This is a genomic window from Parasphingorhabdus flavimaris, assembly GCF_013371215.1.
In the GTDB taxonomy this organism is placed as follows: Bacteria; Pseudomonadota; Alphaproteobacteria; order Sphingomonadales; family Sphingomonadaceae; genus Parasphingorhabdus; species Parasphingorhabdus flavimaris.
Genome location: NZ_JABWMH010000001.1, coordinates 134,153 through 157,536 on the forward strand (window position 1 = coordinate 134,153; position 23,384 = coordinate 157,536).

Annotated in this window: 22 protein-coding genes and 1 tRNA gene; 12 read left to right on the forward strand and 11 right to left on the reverse strand. The window is 59.5% G+C overall.

What is annotated here, in order from left to right; translation table 11 throughout:
• Positions 1-166: 166 nt before the first annotated feature.
• From cmk to aroA, 3 genes are read right to left on the reverse strand one after another with little or no spacing between them, the layout of a single operon-like run.
• Positions 167-811: a (d)CMP kinase gene (cmk, locus tag HUO14_RS00690; RefSeq protein ID WP_176277980.1), complete on the reverse strand. Its 645-nt coding sequence runs from the start codon at positions 809-811 to the stop codon at positions 167-169.
• Entirely contained in the window at positions 808-1,068 is a 261-nt protein-coding gene (locus tag HUO14_RS00695; RefSeq protein ID WP_176277981.1) for a CBU_0592 family membrane protein, read from the reverse strand. The genes cmk and HUO14_RS00695 overlap by 4 nt, the downstream gene beginning before the upstream one ends.
• Positions 1,068-2,414 carry a 3-phosphoshikimate 1-carboxyvinyltransferase gene (gene aroA / locus HUO14_RS00700; protein ID WP_176277982.1) on the reverse strand — a complete coding sequence of 449 codons (1,347 nt, stop codon included), beginning with the start codon at positions 2,412-2,414 and terminating at the stop codon, positions 1,068-1,070. Before aroA ends, HUO14_RS00695 begins: the two co-directional genes overlap by 1 nt.
• A gap of 185 nt (positions 2,415-2,599) precedes the next feature.
• On the opposite strand from aroA, the gene HUO14_RS00705 reads away from it, so the two are divergent.
• From HUO14_RS00705 to HUO14_RS00730, 6 genes are all read left to right on the forward strand, one after another.
• Positions 2,600-2,926 carry a TIGR02300 family protein gene (locus tag HUO14_RS00705; RefSeq protein WP_176277983.1) on the forward strand — a complete coding sequence of 109 codons (327 nt, stop codon included), beginning with the start codon at positions 2,600-2,602 and terminating at the stop codon, positions 2,924-2,926.
• Positions 2,927-2,977: 51 nt separating this feature from the next.
• Positions 2,978-3,053: transfer RNA gene (locus tag HUO14_RS00710), tRNA-Ala, on the forward strand.
• An 85-nt stretch (positions 3,054-3,138) separates the two neighbouring features.
• On the forward strand, positions 3,139-3,420 hold the full coding sequence (locus HUO14_RS00715) for a GIY-YIG nuclease family protein (protein ID WP_217907873.1): 282 nt from the start codon (positions 3,139-3,141) through the stop codon (positions 3,418-3,420).
• 3 nt (positions 3,421-3,423) lie between these two features.
• The gene (locus HUO14_RS00720; protein ID WP_176277984.1) at positions 3,424-4,608 is read left to right on the forward strand and encodes a BaiN/RdsA family NAD(P)/FAD-dependent oxidoreductase; all 1,185 of its coding nucleotides are present in this window, start codon (positions 3,424-3,426) and stop codon (positions 4,606-4,608) included.
• Positions 4,609-4,707: 99 nt separating this feature from the next.
• Entirely contained in the window at positions 4,708-6,681 is a 1,974-nt protein-coding gene (locus tag HUO14_RS00725; RefSeq protein WP_176277985.1) for a DEAD/DEAH box helicase, read from the forward strand.
• A gap of 20 nt (positions 6,682-6,701) precedes the next feature.
• A complete protein-coding gene (locus tag HUO14_RS00730) occupies positions 6,702-7,157 on the forward strand; it encodes a YaiI/YqxD family protein (protein ID WP_176278698.1) in 456 nt (151 codons plus the stop codon).
• On the opposite strand, the gene HUO14_RS00735 is transcribed toward HUO14_RS00730, so the two are convergent.
• Positions 7,154-9,115: a DUF11 domain-containing protein gene (locus tag HUO14_RS00735; protein WP_246255256.1), complete on the reverse strand. Its 1,962-nt coding sequence runs from the start codon at positions 9,113-9,115 to the stop codon at positions 7,154-7,156. The genes HUO14_RS00730 and HUO14_RS00735 overlap by 4 nt on opposite strands.
• 181 nt (positions 9,116-9,296) lie before the next feature.
• Positions 9,297-10,058 carry a 16S rRNA (uracil(1498)-N(3))-methyltransferase gene (locus HUO14_RS00740; protein ID WP_176277987.1) on the reverse strand — a complete coding sequence of 254 codons (762 nt, stop codon included), beginning with the start codon at positions 10,056-10,058 and terminating at the stop codon, positions 9,297-9,299.
• Between the two features lie 163 nt (positions 10,059-10,221).
• Here HUO14_RS00740 and ubiA point away from each other — a divergent pair, with 163 nt between their 5' ends.
• From ubiA to HUO14_RS00755, 3 genes are all read left to right on the forward strand, one after another.
• On the forward strand, positions 10,222-11,139 hold the full coding sequence (ubiA, locus tag HUO14_RS00745; protein ID WP_176277988.1) for a 4-hydroxybenzoate octaprenyltransferase: 918 nt from the start codon (positions 10,222-10,224) through the stop codon (positions 11,137-11,139).
• A 95-nt stretch (positions 11,140-11,234) separates the two neighbouring features.
• A complete protein-coding gene (locus HUO14_RS00750) occupies positions 11,235-12,251 on the forward strand; it encodes an aldo/keto reductase (RefSeq protein WP_176277989.1) in 1,017 nt (338 codons plus the stop codon).
• Positions 12,252-12,394: 143 nt separating this feature from the next.
• Positions 12,395-13,528, forward strand: coding sequence for an MDR/zinc-dependent alcohol dehydrogenase-like family protein (locus HUO14_RS00755; protein ID WP_176277990.1), 1,134 nt, complete (start codon positions 12,395-12,397; stop codon positions 13,526-13,528).
• A gap of 122 nt (positions 13,529-13,650) precedes the next feature.
• Here HUO14_RS00755 and HUO14_RS00760 read toward each other — a convergent pair whose 3' ends face one another.
• Together HUO14_RS00760 and HUO14_RS00765 are read right to left on the reverse strand one after the other, a co-directional pair.
• Entirely contained in the window at positions 13,651-14,031 is a 381-nt protein-coding gene (locus HUO14_RS00760) for a VOC family protein (protein WP_176277991.1), read from the reverse strand.
• Positions 14,028-14,429: a VOC family protein gene (locus tag HUO14_RS00765; RefSeq protein ID WP_176277992.1), complete on the reverse strand. Its 402-nt coding sequence runs from the start codon at positions 14,427-14,429 to the stop codon at positions 14,028-14,030. Before HUO14_RS00765 ends, HUO14_RS00760 begins: the two co-directional genes overlap by 4 nt.
• A 311-nt stretch (positions 14,430-14,740) precedes the next feature.
• Between HUO14_RS00765 and soxR the strand changes: the two genes are divergently transcribed.
• Positions 14,741-15,184, forward strand: coding sequence for a redox-sensitive transcriptional activator SoxR (gene soxR, locus HUO14_RS00770; RefSeq protein ID WP_176277993.1), 444 nt, complete (start codon positions 14,741-14,743; stop codon positions 15,182-15,184).
• A 64-nt stretch (positions 15,185-15,248) separates the two neighbouring features.
• On the opposite strand, the gene smc is transcribed toward soxR, so the two are convergent.
• The 4 genes from smc to HUO14_RS00790 all read right to left on the reverse strand — a co-directional run bounded on the left by smc (position 15,249) and on the right by HUO14_RS00790 (position 20,898).
• Complete coding sequence (smc, locus tag HUO14_RS00775; RefSeq protein ID WP_176277994.1) at positions 15,249-18,686, reverse strand: chromosome segregation protein SMC; 3,438 nt, start codon at positions 18,684-18,686, stop codon at positions 15,249-15,251.
• Between the two features lie 72 nt (positions 18,687-18,758).
• A complete protein-coding gene (locus HUO14_RS00780) occupies positions 18,759-19,502 on the reverse strand; it encodes a thioredoxin domain-containing protein (RefSeq protein ID WP_176277995.1) in 744 nt (247 codons plus the stop codon).
• Positions 19,503-19,534: 32 nt separating this feature from the next.
• The gene (locus tag HUO14_RS00785) at positions 19,535-20,218 is read right to left on the reverse strand and encodes a DsbA family protein (RefSeq protein ID WP_176277996.1); all 684 of its coding nucleotides are present in this window, start codon (positions 20,216-20,218) and stop codon (positions 19,535-19,537) included.
• Positions 20,215-20,898, reverse strand: coding sequence for a DUF721 domain-containing protein (locus HUO14_RS00790; protein ID WP_176277997.1), 684 nt, complete (start codon positions 20,896-20,898; stop codon positions 20,215-20,217). The genes HUO14_RS00785 and HUO14_RS00790 overlap by 4 nt, the downstream gene beginning before the upstream one ends.
• A 27-nt stretch (positions 20,899-20,925) precedes the next feature.
• Between HUO14_RS00790 and HUO14_RS00795 the strand changes: the two genes are divergently transcribed.
• Positions 20,926-21,993, forward strand: coding sequence for an A/G-specific adenine glycosylase (locus HUO14_RS00795; protein WP_176277998.1), 1,068 nt, complete (start codon positions 20,926-20,928; stop codon positions 21,991-21,993).
• Positions 21,990-23,333 (forward strand): serine hydrolase domain-containing protein, encoded by a 1,344-nt coding sequence (locus HUO14_RS00800; RefSeq protein WP_176277999.1) that lies wholly within the window; start codon positions 21,990-21,992, stop codon positions 23,331-23,333. The genes HUO14_RS00795 and HUO14_RS00800 overlap by 4 nt, the downstream gene beginning before the upstream one ends.
• The last annotated feature ends 51 nt before the right edge of the window (positions 23,334-23,384 follow it).

Genomic DNA, 23,384 nt, shown 5'->3' on the forward strand with positions numbered 1-23,384 from the left:
GGTTCCGCCGGTCTTGGACCAAAATTGCCGCGGCCACCTCATGCGACCACCGCATCCCTCAGAAAACTGCCAAAATTTGATGGATGCGAAGTCAAGCACAAATACCAAAAGCTGCGCCAAAGCCGGGGCGATAACTTACCAACCCGTCTTGCACATCATTTGTCTGCTAGGCTGGATCTGTTCCGTCCCGGCCGCTTGTTTTCGCATTCACCATGGCAATCGCCTGCTGAATGGCGGCGTCTATAGTCAAATTGGTAGTATCTAGCAAGTCTGCATCTTCGGCGGGCTTGAGCGGTGCAGTGGCGCGATTCCGGTCGCGTTCGTCGCGCTGCAGGATGTCGGCCAATATGTCATCAAAATTGACCCGTTCACCGCGCCGCTTCATCTCCTCGAAACGTCTGACGGCCCGCGCTTCGGACGAGGCGGTTACGAATAGTTTCACATCGGCATCCGGCGCGATGACGGTGCCGATATCGCGGCCATCCAGAACCGCGCCGGCGGTTTGATAGGCAAAATCCTTCTGGTGTTTGTCCAGCGCCTGCCTCACCTCCGGATGGACCGAGACCCGGCTGGCCAGGCCGCCAATCACTTCGCTGCGCAGCGCCGGATTGTCGAGCAAGGTGCCGTCGAACACGCAAGCGGCCAATGCATCGGCGACATTGTCAGCATCGCCGCCTTGCTCCCTCAGGGTCCAGCCGACCGCGCGATAGAGCAGTCCGGTGTCGAGAAAGGGCAGGGCGAAATGCTTCGCCAATTCCTTGGAGATCGTGCCTTTCCCAGAGGCGGTCGGTCCATCCACGGCGATAATCATGATTGCTGCCTCTCGCGGTCGCGAAAGGCTTTCCATAGGCCGCCCAGAGCGATTGCGATCCACACCATTTCGAGCAGGAACGAAGCCAGATTGAAATGCACCATGAGCGAAATCGTCAGCAACAGCGCGCCGAGCAGGTTTGTGCCATTGTAGACGAACGCGTTCACCGCGGGGGCGTAGACATTATAGGCATAAGCAGAAACGATCATGACGCTGCCCGCTATGCCGATCACATTGGCTGTAAATCCGTCGAGCATCAGGACGCGAGCGTCGCGAGGAGATTTTCGAACCCGGGAAAGCTGGTCTGGGTCGGGGTGATGTCATCGATTGCAAGGCCGGACTTGGTCGCCAGCCCGGCGATTGCGAAACTCATCGCGATGCGATGGTCCAGCGCGGTCTCGATCATTGCCTTCGCTTTTCCGCCAGACAAAGTTTTTCCGCCGCTTCCCTCGATGGTCAGGCCGTCTTCTTTTTCGGTCAGCTTCACGCCGAGAAGCTCCAGACCCTTTGCCATTTGTGACAGGCGGTCGGATTCCTTGACCCGCAATTCGTGGAGGCCGCTGGTGATGGTCTGGCCGCTCGCCATCGCGGCGGCGATGAACAATATCGGAAATTCGTCGATCATGCTGGGCGCGATTTTTGCAGGCACGTCGATTCCGGTGAGCGCGCTGTGCCTGACGTGGATGTCCGCGACCGGTTCGCCGCCGACCGTGCGCTTCTTCGCGAAGCGGATATCGCCGCCCATATCGCGCAACACGTCGAACAGGCCGGTGCGCGTCGGATTGATGCCGACATTTTCGATGACGATATCCGATCCGGGCACAATCAATGCCGCAACCACCATGAAAGCGGCGGATGAAGGATCGCCCGGCACCTTGATCTTTTGCGGCTTGAGTTCCGCTTCGCCGGTCAGGGATATGATCCGGCAATCATCGGCGTCTGTTTCGACCTGGATGTCCGCGCCAAATCCCCTGAGCATGGTTTCGCTATGATCGCGGGTCAGCACCGGTTCGATGATTCGGGTAATGCCGGGGGTGTTGAGACCGGCCAGCAATATTGCCGACTTCACCTGTGCGGAGGCCACCGGGAGGCGATATTCCAGCGGAATCGCCGGGCAAATACCTCTGACGGTCAGCGGCATGCAGGCTTTATGATCCGACGTCTCGCGCGCCTGGATGTCCGCGCCCATCCGGGAAAGCGGTTCGATGATCCGTCCCATCGGCCGTTTCGACAGGCTGGCATCGCCGGTAAAGGTGGTGGTGATCCCATGGGATGCAACCAGCCCCATCAGCAATCGCGCCGATGTCCCGCTATTGCCCATGTCGAGCGCGTTTTCCGGCTGTATCAGGCCGCCGACGCCGACGCCGTGAACCGTCCAGACATCGTCCTTTTTCTCGATCCTTGCCCCCATCGCCCGCAGTGCATCGGCGGTTGCCAGGACATCTTCGCCTTCGAGCAGTCCGGTAATCCGGCTTTTGCCGATCGCCAGAGTCGATAATATCAACGCCCGGTGCGAAATCGATTTGTCGCCCGGCACGGAAATTTTGCCCGAAAGCGGGCCAGACGGCTTGAACGTTACTGGCTGAGGAGTGTTGCTGGTCATGACAGAGCTTTGTTTGCGGAACGCACAAATGATTCGTGCAGGAAAATCAAACGGCTTTTGACAGCGCTGCAAAGCTATGGCAAGGCGCGCCGGATTTCGCGGCTGATTTAGATAAAACTTGAATCGCCGCTGTAGAGACTTAAACCAATCAACGACTTGATTTAGACAGGATTTGGACACCAGCCATGGTTAAACCGGAATGGGGCACAAAACGCACATGCCCGAAATGTGGAACGCGCTTTTACGATCTGGGCAAAGAAGACCCGGCAACTTGCGTTGAATGCGGGGAAAGCTTTGTTCCCGAAGCCGTTCTGAAATCCAAGCAGCCTATGCCTTTCGAAGCCGCGCCCAAGAAGGATGCGAAGAAGGAAGAGGATTCGGTCGACGATGATGATCTGGACGTCAACATCGACGATGATGAACCGTCCCCGGACAATGAAGTCGATCTCGGCGGTGACGATGATCTGGGTGTCAGCAAAGGCAAAGGCGACGACGAGCCTGACGATACGTAATTTTTGATTTGCTTTTTGAAGGGCGTCTGGATTAAAGGCGCTCTTCCATTGGGGGCCTTAGCTCAGCTGGGAGAGCGCTTCGCTGGCAGCGAAGAGGTCAGCGGTTCGATCCCGCTAGGCTCCACCAACCTTCGCTCGCTTTGCGAGCTACGGTTGGAAGACTAATTTCCTTCTCCCGCGCAATATTGTCTGGAAATCGGAACGAGCGTAGGTTGCCCGCCGAAGCCTTGGCGAAGGAGGGCAGTATCGGCATGCACTATGTATGTTATCTCCAGAGTGTTGCATTTCCGGATCAGTATTACACTGGTTTGACGAACGATGTTCAAGCCCGATTGGCTGAACATAATGCTGGAAAATCCAGATATACGGCCAAGTTTAAACCTTGGATGCTTCTTTCATTCCACTATTTTGTTTCCGAGGAAACCGCATTGGCATTCGAAAAATATCTGAAAACCGGCTCCGGTAGAGCATTGGCGAGAAAGCAGTTCCGATAATTCATGGCCAATCTCCCAACCCATCATGACGCAATCATACTCGGAGCCGGTGGCGCCGGGCTTATGTGTGCAGCCGTGGCCGGCCAGCGCGGGCGGAATGTTTTGCTGATCGATCATGCCGACGAGCCGGGCAAGAAAATCCTGATTTCCGGCGGCGGGCGCTGCAATTTCACCAATATTGGCACTTCGCCCGATCGCTATTTGTCGCAGAACAGGCATTTCGCGAAATCGGCCTTGAGCCGTTATACGGCTGCCGATTTCATCGCGCTGGTCGATCGCCATGGCATCGACTGGCACGAAAAAACGCTGGGCCAGCTGTTCTGCGACGGCTCGGCGCGGCAGATTGTCGATATGTTGCTGGCGGAATGTCCTGAACAAGCCGTCACAATGTCCTTTGGCAAGGCGATCACCGATATCAGTCACAGCGATGGCCGCTACCGGGTGGAATATGGCGGAGAAACCGCTTTCGCTCCGTCCCTGGTGATTGCCACCGGCGGTCCTTCGATCCCGAAAATGGGCGCGACCGGATTCGCTTATGATCTGGCGCGCAAATTCGGGCTGAAGATAGTCGAACCGCGGCCAGCGCTGGTGCCATTGACCCTGGGCGGGGAAGAGACCCTGTTCCGGTCCTTGTCCGGCGTATCCGCTCCCGTGACCGCGCGCTGCGGAAAAACCGCATTTCGGGAAGCCGCTCTGTTTACCCACAAGGGCTTGTCGGGGCCGGCGATTCTCCAGATTTCATCCTATTGGCAGCATGGCGAATCGGTCGAAATCGATTTTCTGCCCGATTTGCAGAGTGACTGGCTCAGTCAGGCCAAGAAACAATTGCCCCGCCTGTCGCTGAAAAAGGCAATCAACGCCCATTTGCCGACCCGCCTGACCGAGACGCTGATCGAACGGATCGCCCTCGAAGGAGAGCTGGGGAATCTCACAGACAAGAAGCTGGACGAGGCGGCGCGCCGCCTGTCCCACTGGCGCTTCATGCCCAACGGGACCGAGGGTTTTGCCAAGGCCGAAGTCACCGCTGGCGGGATAAGTACAGCGGAGATTTCGTCCAAAAATATGGAAGCTGGTCAAGTGCCGGGTTTATATGCTATTGGCGAAGCGGTTGATGTTACCGGCTGGCTCGGTGGCTATAATTTTCAATGGGCTTGGGCGAGTGGCCATGCTGCCGGCAAGGCAATATGATCCCCAGCGCGGACCGTTTAATAACAACATATTCTTCATAAACCGCAGGCGACTGGCAGTTCCGCGCGGCTTTCACATTTGCCACGGAATACAGATATTATGCCTTTCTCGAAATTATCGCCGCTTCTCGCAGAAGCGCTTGCGGCGCACGAATATGACAAGCCCACGCCGGTTCAGGCCGCTGTGCTGGAACCCGAAGCGGATGGCCGCGACCTTATCGTGTCTGCCCAGACCGGCTCCGGCAAGACCGTCGCCTTTGGTCTGGCGATGGCACCGCAATTGCTCGACGACAACGGGCGCTTCCCGTTTCTGGTCGAACCGCTGGCTCTGGTCATCGCGCCGACTCGCGAACTTGCTCTGCAGGTGAGTCGCGAACTGACCTGGCTCTATCAGCCTGCCGGTGCGCAAATCGCGACCTGCGTTGGCGGTATGGATGCTTCCAAGGAGCGGCGTACGCTGCGCCGCGGTGCGCATGTCATCGTTGGTACACCGGGCCGCCTGCGCGACCATCTCGAACGCGGCGCGCTCGACCTCAAAAACCTGCGGGCGGCGGTTCTCGATGAGGCCGATGAAATGCTCGACATGGGCTTCCGCGAAGATCTCGAAGAAATTCTCGATGCAACCGGCGAAAAGCGTCGGACCTTGCTGTTCTCGGCAACCATTCCGAAACCGATCATCAACCTCGCAAAACGCTATCAGAATGACGCGCTGCGCATTTCTACCGTCGGCGAAGACCGCGGCCATGGCGACATTGCCTATCAGGCGATCACCGTTGCGCCGGCTGACACCGAGAATGCCGTTGTCAACCTGCTGCGCTTCCATGAAGCGGAATCAGCGATGCTGTTCTGCGCCACGCGCGAAGCGGTGCGCCGTCTCCACGCCAGCCTGGTCGATCGCGGTTTCAGTGCCGTGGCGCTGTCCGGTGAACATACGCAGAGCGAACGCAACCAGGCGATGCAAGCCCTGCGCAGCAAACGCGCGCGGGTCTGCGTGGCAACCGATGTTGCCGCCCGTGGCCTCGATTTGCCGACCCTGAGCCTCGTTGTGCATGTCGATATGCCGCGCGATGCCGAGACATTGCAGCATCGCTCCGGTCGTACCGGACGGGCTGGCAAGAAGGGTACGGCGGTTATCATCGTGCCTTACCAGCGGCGCAAGCGCGTTGAATCCATGCTGCGCGGCGCGAAAATCAATGCCGAGTGGAAAGATGCGCCGACGCGTGCCGACATTCGCAAGAATGACGCCGAGCGGCTGATCGAAACCTTGCTGCAGCCGGTCGAGATTGACGAGGATGATCTGGCATTGGCGAAACGCCTGATGGCGGAAAAAACGCCGGAAGAAATCGCGGCGATGCTGGTTCAGTCGCACCGCGCGAAAATGCCGGCGCCGGAGCAGATGCTCGATCGCGGTGCCCAGTCGCAACCCGCGCCAGGCGGTCCGCGTCCGGGATTTGAAGACACGGTCTGGTTCAAGATGAACGTCGGTCACAATCAGCGGGCAGACGCACGCTGGCTATTGCCGGTATTGTGTCGCCGGGGCCATATCACCAAGAATGAAATCGGTGCGATCCGGATCAACGGCGACGATACATTGTTCGAAATTCCGCGCCGGGTGGTGGACAAATTTACCGCCGCCATCGCGGAAAAAAGAGAAGCCGGCGGGGATGATACCGATGATATCGTGATCACCCAGTTCGAGGGCAAGCCACGCGACGAAGCCAAGCGCAACCGCAAGGGCGGCCGCGGCGACGGTGGTGGCCAGCGCGACTATAGCAACGCCAGCAAGAAGCGAGGCGGCAAGCAGTTCGGCAAGAACAAGTTTGGCGACAAGAAATTCGGTGACAAACCGGGTGGTGGCGGCAAGCCTTACCAGAAGCGCAAGCCCGACGGTGAAGGCGGTTCTGACGGTAGCGGACCAAAGCGCGAATTTGGCGGCGGTTTCAAAAAGAAATCCGATTTCAAAGGTGATCGCAAATCCGGTTCCGGCGGCAATTTCGGCGGTGGCGACAAAAAGCCGCATCGCGGGAAGCGGCCGTTTGAAGGCGGAAAGTCCCGCGAACCCAAAGCCGACTGAATTAAACGATGACCACTGCCATCCAGATATTGGTTGATGCGGACGCCTGCCCGGTAAAGGAAGAAATTTACCGGGTGGCGGACCGCCATCAGGTGGCGGTGGTGATTGTCAGCAACAGCCCGTTCCGGGTGCCCGATCATCCGCTGTTCAGCCGCGTGGTGGTCAGCGATGCATTCGATGCTGCCGACGACTATGTCGCCGAACGCGCCGGGGCTCGCACGATCGTGGTCACCTCCGACATATTGCTGGCCGACCGCTGCGTGAAGGCAGGGGCGTCTGTCCTCGGTTCCAACGGCAAGCCGTTCACCGCCGATTCTATTGGCGCAGCGGTCGCGACACGCGCGATCATGGCCGATCTGCGCGCTGGCATAGGAACAGAGAATATCGGCGGCCCGCCGCCATTCAGCAAAGCCGATCGCTCGCGCTTTCTGTCGTCACTCGATGAAATACTGGTGCGGCTGAAGCGCCGCGGCTAGTCTATTGTGACCCGAAAGGTAAGCGCGAAGCTGCTCGCCGGTCCCAGGGTCGCTGCAGTCGCGGTGAGCGTGGTTCCGGCCAATGACGCGCCATAGGGGTCGCTTTCGTCGGCGCCGGCAGCATTGTCATCCTCCACCGTCGCCGCCGATCCGCAATTGCTGCCGCTCCTCATCGTCCCCGGCGTGTAAGTGAAGGCGCCGGCAAGGCTGTCGGTCGCGACTATGGAAGCGGCGCTTGCCGACCCGCTGTTGCTGATCAGGATGCAATATTGGACGATGGCGCCCGGGATACGCTTGGGATTGGTCGTGCCGTTGACCGGGTCGCTGATGATCGAGCTGATCTTGGTGACGCTCATGGTGGTCGCCGGACGGCAGAAATTGATATCATGGATCGAAATGGCTTGTCCGTCCGGATCGGCCGGTGCTGTCGTGTGGTTGCCATAGATGATTTCGACCCGGTCGACAGGAGAGGTAAAGGTAACCACGACATTGCCATTGGCCGAATTGGAATTGGATCCGGCATCACCAATCGCGACATTGCCGGTGACATAGTTGGCGACCCCGTTGGTGAGCGTCGGATAAACGGTCGCACCATTGAACCTGCCGACGACCGTCAGCTTGTCGGAAAAATCATTATTGGCATAGTCGATGTCGAAAACCGTGAACTGAAGCCCCGGTACCGCCGTCGGCAGGGTCAGCAGGGTCGTTGCCGTCTGCGTCTGATTGGTGAACTGCAGGTTCTGGTAAAGCGACTGCTCGGTACTGGCGAGGCTGCCATAATTGTTGCTGTTCACGGCGGGCGAGCCATCGTCATAGGTGCCGCCCGTGTTGCTGATGTTGAAATTGATCGAACCGATACCGGCTACCGTATAGCTGTTATTGGTCGAACCACCCACCCATGCCTTGCCGTTCCAGTCGAACAATATCTGGTTGGACACCGGACAGACGCTGGTCAGGCTGGGCGGAATGCCTGCCGTGCGCGAACCCGATACGGTGAAAGACCGGCTGGCGTAGTCATCTTCGCCGGTAATGCCGTTGTTGGGCGATGAATCCGGATCAGCCCGATTGGATGACGCGACTTCGGCGGTGTTGGTAACCGTGGCTCCCGATGTCGCCGTGACGTTGACCGTTATGCTGATGGCGCGTGTCTGTCCGGGCGCAATCGACGGCACCGTCCATATGCCCGTGCCGCTGTCATAGGTTCCGTAGCCGGACGCGCTGACGAAGGTCACGCCGAGCGGCAGCATGTCATTGACCGTCGCTGCAGCGGTCTGGTTCGATGCGGCGGAGTTGGTGAGGGAGAGCGTGTAGGTGACATTGGCACCGTTCGCGGGGGTCGCATTGCTGACCGTCTTGGCGAGCGACAAGTCGGCAAAATTGGTCGGTGCTGAAGTCAGCCACAAGTCTGCTCTCAGAAAATTCCCGTCGTCGGCGGCCGGGTACATGTCGCAGATTTCCATGCGCCAGGTCCCGATCGAATTTTGTCCGTCGAATACGCTCAACGGGTTGTTGGGAGCATATTGTCGCTCATAGCTCGTGGTTGGAGGGTTCGGCGTCGGGGTTAAACTGTCGTTACCATGCGTCCCGCTGTTTACCACAGGGCTGAACTCGTCGCTCAGCCGGACGTTCAGATTATTGTTTCCCCCCGAGGTTGTGCCAACGACCAGAATGGCGCGCGTTCCTGCAGGGGATTGCAAAATGACCTGGATATCTGTGCGATAGGCATGGGAAGCGAGAAAACCCAGATCGACGTCGGCAACGGTAAAATTGGTGCCGACCGAAAAATTCTTTACCAGGGGCGACCCTCCGGTCCCACCGGTTCCGGTTCCGCAAGTGCGTGCAGCGACAATATCGTTCGAGCCGCCGGGCTCGCTGATCGTATATTGAGTGACGATCTGGGCCCTGACGGTCGTGGAGAAGGATAGGGCAGCACAAATCAAGACGAGGCAGGAAAGCATCTTTCCCACCGCGACTAAATTCCTCGGGATGGTCAGTCCCGGAAAATCTTGTCCCCACTTCATGGTCCAGATAGGTAGAGGAATACCCTGAAAAATTGGTTAAATTTCGGTTTCTCCACGTTAATTTAGACGATTATACAAATCGGAACCTTGTCGCCGATTCCGTGCCAACCAAGGGTTTTCAGTCGTTCCAGTCGCCGCGGCCCGCCATCCACAGGCTGACCGCCGCCAGGGCAGCGGTTTCCGCTCGCAGGATTCTCGGGCCAAGCGATATCGCCACCGACCGGTCGAGCGCGCGGATCATCGCATTCTCGGCGTCGGAGAAACCGCCTTCAGGGCCGATCAGGATGGCAGCCGGGCCGTCATGGGCCACCAGCGCCTTGCGGAAGCTGCCTTCACCGCTTTGATGGATGCGCTCGTCGGCAAAGAAGAGATGGCGGTCTGCGGGCCATTGCTCGAGCATATCGGCCAGGCCCGTCAGCGGATCAAGCTCGGGCAGGGCGGTGCGCTCGCATTGCTCGGCGGCTTCGATCATATGGGCGCGGAGTTTCTCGACCTTGATACCGTGACCCTGGGTCCGCTCGGTCTGGACCGGAATGATTCGGGCCACGCCCAGTTCGGTTGCCTTTTCCGCGATCCAGTTAAACCGATCCTTCTTGATCGGCGCCGTGCACAGCCAGAGATCGGGCACCGCTTCCCGTTCCCGGGTCTTGCCATCGATTGTCAGAATCAGGTCGCGTTTGCCCAAGGCGGTTGCATGGGCAAGATATTCACCGGTGCGGTTGTCGAACAGCTTGATCGGGTCGCCCTGCCTGATCCGCATCACTTTCAGCAGATAATGGGCATGGCCACCGTCCAGCCGGATTTCAGCGCCATCGGATAGTTCGACATCGACATAAAGGCGCGGCGCGCTGTGCGGGGGATAAGCGGGTGTGGCTGGCATGGATATTGTTTAGCGCCAGCTTCCGTTTTCGTCATGCTGAATTTAATTCAGCATCTCTTTCGGAAGAATCCGCATGTCAGAGGGAGGTGCTGAAACGAGTTCAGGATGACGCGTGAAACAAGTTCAGGATGACGAACCAGGGAAATAGCGATAAGCGACTAGCATGTCCGACCCGTCCAACCAGATCGTCCCCGATTCCGAACATAAGGGCATTATCGGCCTGCTGCCTGCGGCTGCCCGGCCCTTTGCCCTTCTCGCCCGCTTTGACCGCCCGATCGGCTGGTGGCTATTGTTCTGGCCCTGCGCCTGGGGCGTGGCGCTGGCTGGCGGTGCGATTGACCGCTGGGACCTGCTGGTCTGGCTGTTGCTCGGATCAATCGCGATGCGCGGCGCGGGCTGTGTCTATAATGATATCGTCGATCGCGATCTCGACCAGCAAGTCGAGCGAACCCGCTCGCGGCCGTTGGCCAGCGGCGTCACATCGTTGAAAGCAGCTTGGGTCTGGCTGGCACTCTTGTGTCTTGTCGGCCTGCTGGTCTGGCTGCAGATCAACCTGGTGGCAAAGCTGGTAGCGCTGGGCAGTCTGGCTCTCGTCGCCGCTTACCCGTTCATGAAGCGGATCACCTGGTGGCCGCAGGCCTGGCTGGGGATGGTGTTCAGCTGGGGGGCGCTGGTCGGCTGGCTGGCGATTGATCCGCAATTCCACTGGGCGATGTGCCTGCTCTATTTCGGATCGATATTCTGGGTGATCGGGTTTGACACTATTTATGCGCTGCAGGACAAAGAAGATGACGCTATGGTCGGTATACGATCGAGCGCATTGCGACTGGGCGAGAATGTCCGGTCCGGGGTGCTGGTCTTCTACCTGATCGCTCTGGCGAGCTGGGCGTCGGCCTTCTGGCTGTTGCGTCCGCAATGGCTTGGTCTCGCGGCTCTGGCTCCGATTGCACTGCACCTCTTGTGGCAGGTCGGGACGCTGAAAAGCGCTGACGGGGACGATGCGCTCGCCAAGTTCCGGTCCAACCGCTTCGCCGGTCTGCTGATGTTCCTTGCTTGCGTGGTTCTCGGTCAGGCAGGCTAGGGGGCGGAGAAATTGGATTGCGTTTCGCAACCGATGCAAGCTATGGACCTTAACCGCACAGTTAATCCGAAACCCTATCTCCCGGAGACATTTGCATGAAGAAACGCCGTCTGGGCCGAAGCCCGATATATGTATCCGAAATCTGCATGGGCACGATGACTTTCGGCAGCAGCGCCGACGAAGCCATGTCGCACCGGATCATGGATGAATCGGTTGAAGCCGGAATCAATTTCTTCGATACCGCAGAAAATTATCCGGTCCCGCCAAAACGGGAATGGGCAGGGGAGACCGAGAATATCGTTGGCCGCTGGATGAAAGGCAAGGATCGCGACAGCCTGATCATCGCCACCAAGGTCTCCGGTCCAAGCCATGGCTGGATTGAATCGGCCCAGCGCGCGGGCATGACAGCGATGGATCGCCACAATATCGTCAAGGCACTCGACGACAGCCTCAAGCGGCTGCAGACCGACTATATCGATCTTTACCAGACTCACTGGCCCGATCACGGCACCGCCTATGACGAGACCATGGAAGTGCTCGACGAGGAAATGCGCAAAGGCAAGATCCGCGCGATCGGCTGCTCGAACGAAACCAGCTGGGGCCTGATGAAATCGCTCGAGGCGTCGGAGCGGCTGGGCGTCGCCCGCTATTGCACGATCCAGAATAATTTCAGCATGAACAACCGCCGCTTCGAGGATGAACTGGCGCAGGTCTGCCGTCAGGAGGGCGTCAGCCTGATCCCTTATTCTCCGCTCGCCGGCGGGGCTCTGTCGGGCAAATATAATGACGGCGCGATGCCCGAGGGTGCGCGTTTTTCAGCCTATTTGAATATGGGCGGTCGACAGAAGAAAATGGCGGAGCGGTTCGTCAATCCGAAGTCGGAAGAATCGACCAAGCGTTTCATGGCGATTGCCGAGGAACTGGGCGTTGCCCCGGTGACGCTGGCGACTGCCTGGTCCAAGCAGCATGATTTTGTCGCGTCGACCATTGTCGGCGCAACGCACACCGACCAGCTGCCGGAAATCTTTGCTGCTGCCGATCTGGAACTTAGCCCCGAGATGATGAAGCGGATCTACAAGATCAGCCGGGAAATCATGTACCCGATGGGTTGATTCAAGAGGTTTGATTGACGAGGTTAAGACTGGCAAACAGATTATCGATAAAACGGCGACTGAGTTTTTTCGAGATTACTGCAAGATTGGGGGCACTCACCGCCACCAAGAATTTATAGAAACACACGAGAGAGGAATTTCTAATGAGTCAATTTCCCGACGCAAAGCAACTGTTCACAACCGTCACCGAAGACGGCAAATCGATATTGTCGATCGAGCCTTATGATGTGCCGGAACTCAAAGACCATGAAGTGGTTGTTCAGATGGAAGCGGTTCCGATCAACCCGTCCGATCTCGGCTTGCTGACCGCTGCCGCCAACATGGACACCGTGCGCAGCGAAACCGTTGACGGTCATCCAGCGCTGGTTGCCGATGTCGAACCTGCGATGCAGCCTTTCTTCAAGGGCCGTGCGGGCAAGAAGCTCGCTGCGGGCAATGAAGGCGCCGGCACGGTTGTCGCAGCCGGTGCATCCGATGCAGCGCAGGGGTTGATGGGCAAGACCGTCACCATCGTCGGGGGTGAAATGTATCGCACCCACCGGGTCATGCCGGCCGCGGCGTGCGTTCCACTCCCCGAAGGTGCTGCGGCGAAGGAAGGCGCTTCGCTGTTCGTCAATCCGATGACCGCCCAGGGCTTCATCAACACCATGCATGCGGAAGGCCACACCGGACTGGTCCACACCGCTGCCGCTTCCAATCTTGGCCAGATGCTGGCCAAGCTTTGCCTCAAGGACAATATTCCGCTGGTCGCTATCGTGCGCTCCGACGCCCAGAAAAAAATCCTCACTGACCTCGGCCTGACCCATGTCATCGACAGCAGCAAAGGCGATTTCATGGAGCAGCTGATTGCGGCTCTGGCAGAAACCGGTGCGACGCTCGGCTTTGATGCCATCGGCGGCGGCAAGATGGCCAGCTATATCCTGACAGCGATGGAAAAGGCAGCAGCCGTACGTGGCGCGGAATTCAGCGTCTATGGCTCGACCGTCAACAAGCAGGTCTATATCTACGGTCGCCTCGACACCAGCGAGACTATCCTTGGCGGGGGTCTCGGCCTCTACTGGGGCGTCGCCGGCTGGTTGCTCACCCCGCATCTCGAAAAGGTCGGCCGCGACCGGATGATGGAAATGCGCATGTATACCGTCGAAGAGCGCAACGGCATCTTCAACAGCGACTATTCGAGCGAGATCAGCCTGATGGACATGATCGATCCGGAAATCGCCAAGGGTTACGAGAAGAAAGCGACTGGCGAGAAGGTGCTGGTTAATCCTAGCCTGTAATACGCGCTGCGGCAACGCAATCACCTGAACCGGTTTCGGGTTGTTGAGCGTCATCGCGCGATACGGAATATTAGGCGCCCCTCTCCCTTGAAAGGAGAGGGGCGCTTTCGTTTTCGAGGGCGCTACCCGTAGCTCACCACTTCCCACTCGATGTGGTTCCAGTCGAAGAAATAGAATCTCCGTCCCGGCTCGTAATCATCATGACCGAAGGGTTCCAGCCCGGCCGCGACGACCTTGGCCTCGACCGTATCCAGATCATCGACGGTTATGCCGATATGGTTCATTGGCTCGCCCTTGTTGAACGTGGGATCAGCAGCCTGGACATCCGGGTTGGTGTAAAGTGCGATATAGGAATCATCCGTGCCGACGTGGATCGTGTGGCCAGCCGACATTGATGGCCCCTCCCACCGGATATGCCATCCAAACAGATCGCGCAGCAGGTCGGCGCTCCTTTGCGGGTCGCTGACCGTGATATTGGCGTGTTCCAGTTTTCCGTTGGTCATTTTTCATTGCCTTTCTCCGTTGTTGAATTGTCGATCCGCCAGGGCGGGAAGCGGCGGTTGTCGCCACCGTGAAACAGGCAGAGCGGGTTGCCGGCCGGATCGCGGAGCCGTGCTTCGCGCCAGCCCCAGTTCTGGTCGGTGGGTTCTGTTTCGAAGGTGAGACCGGCGGATTGCAGATCCGCGACTTTCTGGTCGAGATCGTCACATTCGAAGTAGATTATGGTTGTCGGCGCTCCGACCTTTTCCACCGTGTGGATCGAGAAGGTTTCGCCCGGCGGTGTCTCGAACCGCGCGTAGCGGGGTGGAGAGTCTACGATCTGGGCGAGCCCAAGCTGGCGGTAAAATGCCACCGATTGGTCATAATCCACACATCCCACGGTGACCTGATTGAGTTTCATTTTCTGTCTTCCTCGCAATATAGGCATCATTTCATTGGAAGAATTGGAAGCATGTTTGCCGCCCTGCAGGTGGCTGTCCGAGCCCGCCAAATCTCCATGCTTGCGACTCGTACAAGCTCAAGCTAAGTTGAGGTCAAGCTATTATTTTCCTCCCCGTGCGAAGCAATGGGGAGGTGGCATCCGCCGAAGCCTTGGCGAAGGCGGATGACGGAGGGGCCGAACGCAGTGAGGATGGCACGATGCCCCTCCACCACGCTTCGCGCGGTCCCCCTCCCCATGCTGCGCACAGGGAGGAAAGTAAGGAGACTAACATGCCCGAAACCAAAGCGCTGACCATCGGTGATCTCGCCGCCCGCACCGGTCTCTCGGTCTCGGCGATCCGTTTCTACGAGGAAAAGGGGCTGGTCGAACCGTTCCGTTCTGCTGGTGGCCAGCGGCGGTTTCTGCGCTCGGATATCCGCCGGCTGAGCTTTGTCCTGATCGCCCAGCAACTGGGGCTGACGATCGGGGAGATTGAAAAGCAGCTCGCCGCTCTGCCCTATGGCCGCACCCCGACCCAGGCCGACTGGAGCCGGATCAGCAAGGCGATGCGCGGGGTGATTGACGCGAGGATCGCGGAACTGGAACGGACCCGCGACCGGCTCGACGGTTGTATCGGTTGTGGCTGCCTGAGCCTGAAGAAATGCGCGCTGTACAATCCGGAGGACCGGGCGGGGCTGAAGGGGCCGGGGCCGCAACTGGTTTTGGGGGATTGATAGAACCGGTCATCCCGTTAGTCCTGAGCTTGTCGCAGGGCGTTTATCGGCTAGCACGCTGCCTTCACTCCGCCGCCAGCAACTCTTCTGCAGCATTCAGATCGACCGACACCAGCTGCGAAATCCCTCGCTCGACCATCGTAACGCCGAACAGGCGGTGCATGCGGCTCATCGTCACGGCATTGTGGGTGACGATCAGATAGCGGGTGCTGGTCTCGGCGACCATCTTGTCGAGAAGGTCGCAGAACCGCTCGATATTGGCATCGTCGAGCGGCGCGTCGACCTCGTCGAGGACGCAGATCGGCGCGGGATTTGTCAGGAACAGGCCGAAGATCAGCGCGACTGCGGTCAATGCCTGTTCGCCGCCCGATAACAGGGTCAGCGAGGTCAGCTTCTTGCCCGGCGGCTGGGCCATGATCTCGAGACCCGCTTCCAGCGGATCATCGCTGTTGATCAGCTCGAGATGGGCTTTGCCGCCGTCAAACAGGGTCGCGAACAGCCGCTGGAAATGCTGGTCGACTTCCTCGAAGGCGGCGAGCAGGCGCTGGCGGCCTTCGCGGTTGAGGCTGCCGATCGATCCGCGCAATTGGTGGATCGCCTCGTTCAGGTCCTGGCTTTCTTTGGTCGAGACTTCCCATTCGCCTTCCAGCTCTGCCAGCTCGTCGGCGGCGACCAGATTGACCGGGCCGATCCGTTCGCGGCTGAGCGAAAGCCGTTCGAGCTCGGCTGACTCCTGCGATGCTTCGCCGACCGTATCCTCGTCAAATTCGAGCTTCTTCGGCAATACCACCGCCGGGCATTCGAATTTCTCGGCAGAAATCCGGCCCATTTCCATCCGCCGCAGATCCTGGTTTTCGGCGCGGGCCTTGGCTCCGGCGCGCGTTTCGCGGGCCTGGCTGAGCAATTCGCTGGCCTGGTTGAGCCGGTCCTCATGGTCGCGCTGGGCGAGTTCGGCGGCCTGCAATGCCGCGTCCTTCTCGACCACATTGGCGTTGAGCGCTTCCTGCCGTTCCTCCAGCCTGGTGACCTCGACCTCGATCACCCGCGGTCGGTCGGCCAGACTTTCGACCTCGGTCTCGATCAGCGCGCCGCGTTTGGCCATTTCCTTCATCCGCGCTTCGGCTTCGCCCGAGCGGTCCTGCCACGAACGGATTTGCGCGCTGGCGACGGCCTTCTGTTCCTTCACCTGCGCGAGCCTCTGGTCGATGCCGGAGAGCGCAGCCTGGGCGGACATAACCTGTTGCCGTGCCGCGTCGCGCTGGTCCTGCAAGGCCGCTCGCGCGCGCTCCTGCTCCGCGCCATCGGGTTGGCTGGCGCGTTCCTTTTGCGCCGCTTGGAGCTCGGCAAGCGCGGTGGCATTTTCCGCTTTCAGCGCGGCATCGCGTTCGGCGAGGCTGGCGGTGCGTTTCTGCAGCCAGGCCAGCGCTTCTTCCGCCTGATCGGCTTCGCGCAGCGATTGCCGCAGCGCTTCCTCGGCTTCGCGCCGCGCGGTGCGGGCTTCGCCGAGTTGAACCTCGATTGCCGCCATCGCTTCGCGTCCCGTAACCAGGGCGGCTTCCGCCGCCGCGACCTTTTCCTCGGCCGGGACCAGCATATCCTGCAATTCGCGCAGCCGGTTGGCGCGGACCAACCGCTCGGCGCTGGCATTGCCGTCGTCGCGAGCGACAAAGCCGTCCCAGCGGCGCAGCGCGCCTGCTTTGGTTACAAGACGCTGGCCGACCGCAAGTGCCTGGCCGACATCGCTATCGGCGACAAAAATCTGTGACAGGCGATTGTGCAATTCGCTCGGGGCCTGCACCTGATCCAGCAAGGTCTCTGTACCCTCGGGTGGTGAACCGGAAGAGGCGACATCGCCGCCGCCCCAGTAGCGATCGCCGTCTTCGCCGACCGAGGCGAGCAGATCGTCGCCCAGCGCCGCCGCCAGCGCCCGTTCATAGCCCGGTGCAGGCTTGACCTGATCGATCGCCTTGTGCGCGCTTTCGACCTTCGACAGCTCGCGATCCAGCGCGTGATGTTCCGACCGCAGTCCGGCCAGTTCGGCTTTCAGCGTTGCGAGGCCCGATTGCGCGGCATCGCGCGCTGCAGTGGCCTGAACCCGTTGTTCCTCGAGTGAGGCAATCCTGCCGCCGCTGCCGTCTGCCGTCACCTGAGCCGCTTCGCGGGTCGCAATGGCTTCGGCTAGCGCGGCCTGCAACTCTGCCTCATCGCCCATCTCGGCGCGTTCGGCATTCAGGCGGCCCAGTTCCACCGCCAGCCGGTCGTGGCGCGCCTGCGCCGCGTCGACCGCTGCATTGGCGACCTTTATCTCTGCCTGAATGCGGGCTTCCTCGGCGACAGCCTTGGCGAGTTCAACCTCGGCTTCGCTCGCAGCCCGCTCGGACCGTTCGGCAGCCCGCTCGAGGTCTGGGCGCTCCTTCGTCAGGCCGGACAATTCCGTCGATAGCCTTTTCTCGTCCTGCTCGAGACGGTCCAGCGCCTCCATCGCATCGCGGGTCAGCTGGTCTTCGCGGGCATTGTCATCGTGAATCCGCTGGGCCTGTGCCTGCAGGTCGAGCAGCCGCGATTTCAGATTGTCGCGCTCGTTGGTCAGGGTCAGCAGCCGGTGGCTGGATTCGCTGGCTTCTTCCCGTGCGCGCTGTACTTCGGAACGCAGCAGGCCAAGCGCCTTGGCGCTGTCATTCTGTGCGGATACAGCCGCTTGCTGCTCGCTTTGCGCTTCGCTGACCCTGGTCTCGGCGGTTTCGGCTTCGGCTCTGGCGATATCGGCGGCTGCGGCGGCTTCTTTCCAGCGCGCGTAGATCAGCCGCCCCTCAACGGTGGTGATTTCACCGCTCAGCTTGCGGTAGCGTTCCGCCTGTTTGGCCTGTCGCCGCAAATTGGCAGCGCGCTGTTCCATGTCGCCGAGAATATCATCGAGACGGGCCAGATTCTTCTCCGCCGCGCGCAATTTCTGTTCCGCGTCCCGGCGCCGGACGTGGAGGCCGGAAATACCGGCGGCTTCCTCCAGCATTTCCCGACGCGCTTCCGGTTTGGAGGAAATGATATTGGATATCTTGCCCTGGCTGACGAGGGCAGGGCTGTGCGCGCCGGTCGCCGCGTCGGCGAAGATCAGCGCGATATCCTTGGCCCGGACATCGGTGCCATTGGCGCGATAGGCGGAACCGGAGCCGCGCTCGATCCGGCGGACGATTTCCAGCTCGCTGTCATTGTCGCCGACGTGGAGCGATGAGACGTCGTTGGTCTCGCGTTCGGCGGTTAGTGAAACCTCTGCAAATTGCCGCTCGGGCCGGTCCTGGGTACCGGCGAAGATCACATCTTCCATGCCGGCACCGCGCATAGATTTAGCGCTATTTTCGCCCATCACCCAGCGGATGGCTTCGAGCAGATTGGATTTGCCGCACCCGTTGGGGCCGACCACGCCGGTCAGCCCCTTTTCGATGCGCAGCTCGGTCGGATCGACAAAGCTTTTGAAGCCAGAAAGTCTGAGCTTCTTTATTTGCACGGGATCAGGCCCGTGCAAGCGATATCAGTGAGCAGTTTCAAATCGCGCCCCCTCTTGCGATTGGTTCAGCGCCTACCGGGCGCCTGCTTCCTTCAATTTGGCTTCAACCATGGTCCAGTTTGTGCCTTCGATCTTCTGCCCGTTGAGCAGGAAGGTCGGCGTACCCTCGATGTTGAAGTCCTCGGCACCTTTCTGAGTGTCGCTCATCAATTTTTCAGCCGCTGCCGTGTCGGCGAGGCAGGCCTTTGCCTGGTCTTCCGAAACACCGCGCTGCTGGAAGAAGGAGATCAGGCCAAGCTGTTCGGCAAGGCGAACGAAGCGAACCTTCGGATCGGATTGCAGGATATTGCTGTAAGTCGCTTCGCCGATCGCCTGTGCTTTTTCAAACATCGTCGCCTGATAGCCCAGAGCCTGTTCGGTCAGCGGGAAAAACGGCGCTTCGCCACCGCAACGCGAGAGCAGAGCGGCGGAAAGGTCGAGCGGGTCGCGGACGAAATTACGGATTTCAAAGCTTACCTTGCCGCTATCGACATAATTGTCACGCAAGGGCACGAACGCCTGTTCTCCGAAATCCTTGCAGTGAGAGCAGGTGATCGACATATATTCGACCAGCTTGAGCGGCGCGTCGGGATTGCCCATGACGATGCCGCCTGCTTCGGTCTTGGAGACGGTTTCGGACCATTTCTGTCCGGCAGGGGCTTCGACAGCCTCGACGGTCGCCGACGAACTTGCGCCGGCTGCGCCATCGGTCGATTCTCCACATGCGGTCAGCGCCAGGGCAAGTGCCACGGGTGCAAAATAGTTGAGTTTACGCATAATCTGTTCCTGTTTCCTGAGATGGTCGAATATTATTGCGGAAGGACTGCCAATTTGGGTTGCAGCGCACCCCAGCTGTGAACCTTCGCCAGAGGCTTGCCGCCGAGCGTGAAGCTGGGCGTCCCGGTAAGTTTCAGTGTTACGGTCGCGTGTTTTGTCATCGCCAGTATCTTGTCCTGCTCCACCTTGTCGGACAGGCAGGCGTCGATCTGGGGTGCGGTATAGCCCCGACCCTTCATCAATTCATCAAGGCCGGAGGCCCTGGCGATTTTCCTTAGCCGCTCGGGAACGGTGCCGTCGTTCATGGTCGCCATCGCCTCGGGGGAGACGGACTGGAATTTCTTGAGCCAGGTCGATTGCTGTGCCAGCAGAGCGTGGTGATTGCCGAAAAACCTGGTGCGACCACCGCAGCGCGCCAGCATGGCGGCAGTCAGATCGATCGGGTTGAGAATCAGGTTGCGAATTTCGAAGCTGACATGGTTCTTGTTGATGAAATTCGTCTTCAGCTGCTGATGGGATTCCGCTTCGAAAGCCGCGCAATGATTGCAGGTGTAGCTCATATATTCCGTCAGCTTGTGCTTGGCGAGCGGGTTGCCCATGACATGGCCGCCCATGGATGACAGGGTGACCCGGTCCGATTGTTGTGCCGAAGCCGGTGCAGCGATCACGGTGGCTGCCGCCAGTGCCGAAGCAAGATATGCGCTTCTCAACTTCATGTCTGGTCCTTCTTCTTGTCACCGCCACCGATCTTGCCGATGACTTTGATGCTCAACTGCGCATCGTTCTTAAGGTCCGCATCGGCCTTTGCAACTGCCGATGCGAGCGATTCGAGCACCCGGTTCAATTCCGCATCACCGATATCGCGGAGGTTTTCGCCCAGCTGGATTGGTGCGGGTCTGAGCGAATGGGGCAGAACTGCGCGTTTTTCCTTATCTTCCTTGGGGGTTATCGTACCCTGCCTGAATCGGATATGACTGACCGCGCCATAGCCGAAGAAGCGATTGACCCGGGTGACGATATCCGGAGCGATATGCTGCATCATCGTCGCATAGGCGCCGGAAACCAGCAGGTGGAGCGTCCCGCCTTCCTTCTCTCCGCGCGGAAAGCGGATCGATTCGGGCAATGATACCGCGGCATAGCGTTCGCCGACGATCTCCGCCCAGCGGCTGACGACGGAGCTCTGGATGAAACCGTAGCGGCGAAAGGCGGCGCGGCCGATTTCGGGCATCAGGTCGGAGATGCTTTTCGCCGGCCCGCCGCGCGGACGCTGGTATTTCTGATAGGCTTTGGCTTTGGCCTTTTTGGGAGCCTTTACCGGCGCTTTTTTGGGCGCAGGCTTGCCGTTCCCGGCGGAATTCGCCTTTTCATCACCGGTTATGCCAATTTTCTTCGCCATTATGATCATTTATGGCATGGCACGCCCATGGCCGTCGATAGTTTCTCCGCCAAAGCGCGTAAAATATCTGCCAATATCGGTGCACATTATGTGGATAACGCCAGAATATTGCCCTGGCGCTCGTCGCCGGGCGGTAATTTGCCCGATCCCTATCATGTCTGGCTGTCGGAAGTGATGCTCCAGCAGACGACGGTCGGCGCGGTCAAAAGCTATTTCGAGAAATTCACCCGGCGCTGGCCGACGGTTCAGGACCTGGCGCGTGCCGAGGAAGCCGACGTGCTCGCCGCCTGGGCGGGGCTCGGCTATTATGCCCGGGCGCGGAATCTCTACAAGTGCGCGTTATATGTCACTGAGAAAATGGATGGAATCTTTCCTCAGAAAGAGTCTGAGCTGCTCCTGCTGCCGGGTGTGGGTGCCTATACCGCAGCGGCGATAGCGGCGATTGCCTTTGGCGAACGCGCGGTGGTGGTGGATGCCAATATCGAGCGGCTGGTGGCCAGGCTCTTCGCGATCGATACGCCGCTGCCAAAGGGCAAGGCTGAAATCCGCAGCGCGATGGATGCGATCACGCCCGATCACGCTGCCGGCGACTTTGCTCAGGCCTGCATGGATCTGGGCGCGACGATCTGCACGTCTAAAGGTCCGAAATGCGGCATCTGTCCGGTACAGAAACAATGCGCAGCCTTTGCGGGTGGCGAGATGGAGCGCTATCCGGTCAAACCGCCGAAAAAGGCCAAGCCGGTGCGCCGGGCGCGCTTTTTCTGGATCGAACAGCAGGACCGGATATTGCTGGCGACCCGACCGCCAAAGGGGATGCTCGGCGGCATGCGCGGGCTGCCGGATGACGGATGGGCGGCGGGCAATGACGGTCATGCGACGCCACCGATAGCCGGGGAGTGGCAAGTGCATGACAATATTGTTCAGCACAGCTTCACCCATTTTTCGCTCCAAGTCGATTTGGCTGTTTATCAGGACGGAAAAATGGTTACTAACAAAGGTGATAATATCTGGTGGCCGCTGGACAACATAGCGGAAGCCGGGCTGCCAACGCTTTACGCGAAGGCCGTGGATTGGAAACTGAAGGAAGAAAAATGACAACTGAACAATTCGCGACGTCGTCGCACGGCTCTCAATTTTCCCGGCGGTCCGTGCTCGGCGGCATCGGCATCGGCGCTTTTATGGCCGCGATGCCAAGCATGGCCGTTGCCCGGGAAATGGCAGCAAGCTTTCCCGGATTGACCAAGGTCATCAATCAATATGTTGCGGAAAAGAAGGTGGCGGGCATGCTCGCGATGATCGGATTCGGTCAGGCGGCACCACAGGTGATATCTGCAGGTTCGCTCAAGCTTGGCGGTGACAAGCTGGTCGATGGCAACACATTGTGGCGGATGTATTCGCAGACCAAGCCGGTGACCGGCATGGCGACGATGATGCTGATCGAGGATGGCCTGATCACCATGGACCAGCCGCTGTCGGATATTTTTCCCGACTTCGCGGACATGCAGGTCTTGACCGAGCCGGAAGGACCGATCGAGAATACCGTGGCTGCAAAGGGACCGATCACGATCCGCCAGCTGCTGACCCATACGGCCGGTCTGGGTTATACGATCATCTCCAAGGGCCCTATTCAGAAAGCCTATCTGGACGCCGGCCTGACGCCCGGTCGTGTCAGCCGCAGCCCGCTGCCGGGCTTCGACCGGAGTGCGCCGACACCCGATATCATGACCTTCATGCAGCGGCTCGCGACAATGCCTCTGGTCTACCAGCCGGGGACGAAGTGGAGCTATTCGCTCAGCCACGATGTGTTGAGCGCGGTGATCGAGAAAGTCACCGGCAAGCCGCTGGACGAATTTCTTCAGGAACGGATGTTCGGTCCCCTCGGCATGAACGACATGTTCTACCATGTCCCGGCCGCGCGTGCGGCGGATCTTGCCGACAATTACGCACCATTTGCCGGTGCGCTGATCCCGATCGATCCCGGCGCGACCAGCATATTTCTTGACAAGCCGCCCTTTGCGTTCGGCAGCACAGGACTGGTCGGGTCGGCTGCGGATTATGACAAGTTCCTGCAAATGCTGCTGGGATTCGGCACGTTGGGCGATGTCCGGATAATGGAGCCGGAGACGGCGAAGCTCGGCATGTCCAACCTTTTGCCCGAAACGGCAGACACCTCGGGGACCTGGGTTGCCAAACAGGGCTTTGGCGCTGGCGGGCGTTCCGGTCTGGGGACGATTGACAGTCCCGCGGGCACGTTCGGGTGGGGCGGCGCTGCCGGAACCGCGGCATTTGTGGATACCAAGCGCGGTCTGCGCGCCGGCGGATATACGCAATATATTCCGTCGAACAGCTATCCGTTCCAGTCGGACTTCCCGAAATATGTCTATGCGGATCTCGACGGCTCCGCGCCGGTCGACACCGGTAAAACCAGCCCGTGAGCCGGACCGCTCCCTGTCCGGCGAGCGGGTGATAGCAAAATTGTGACGGAG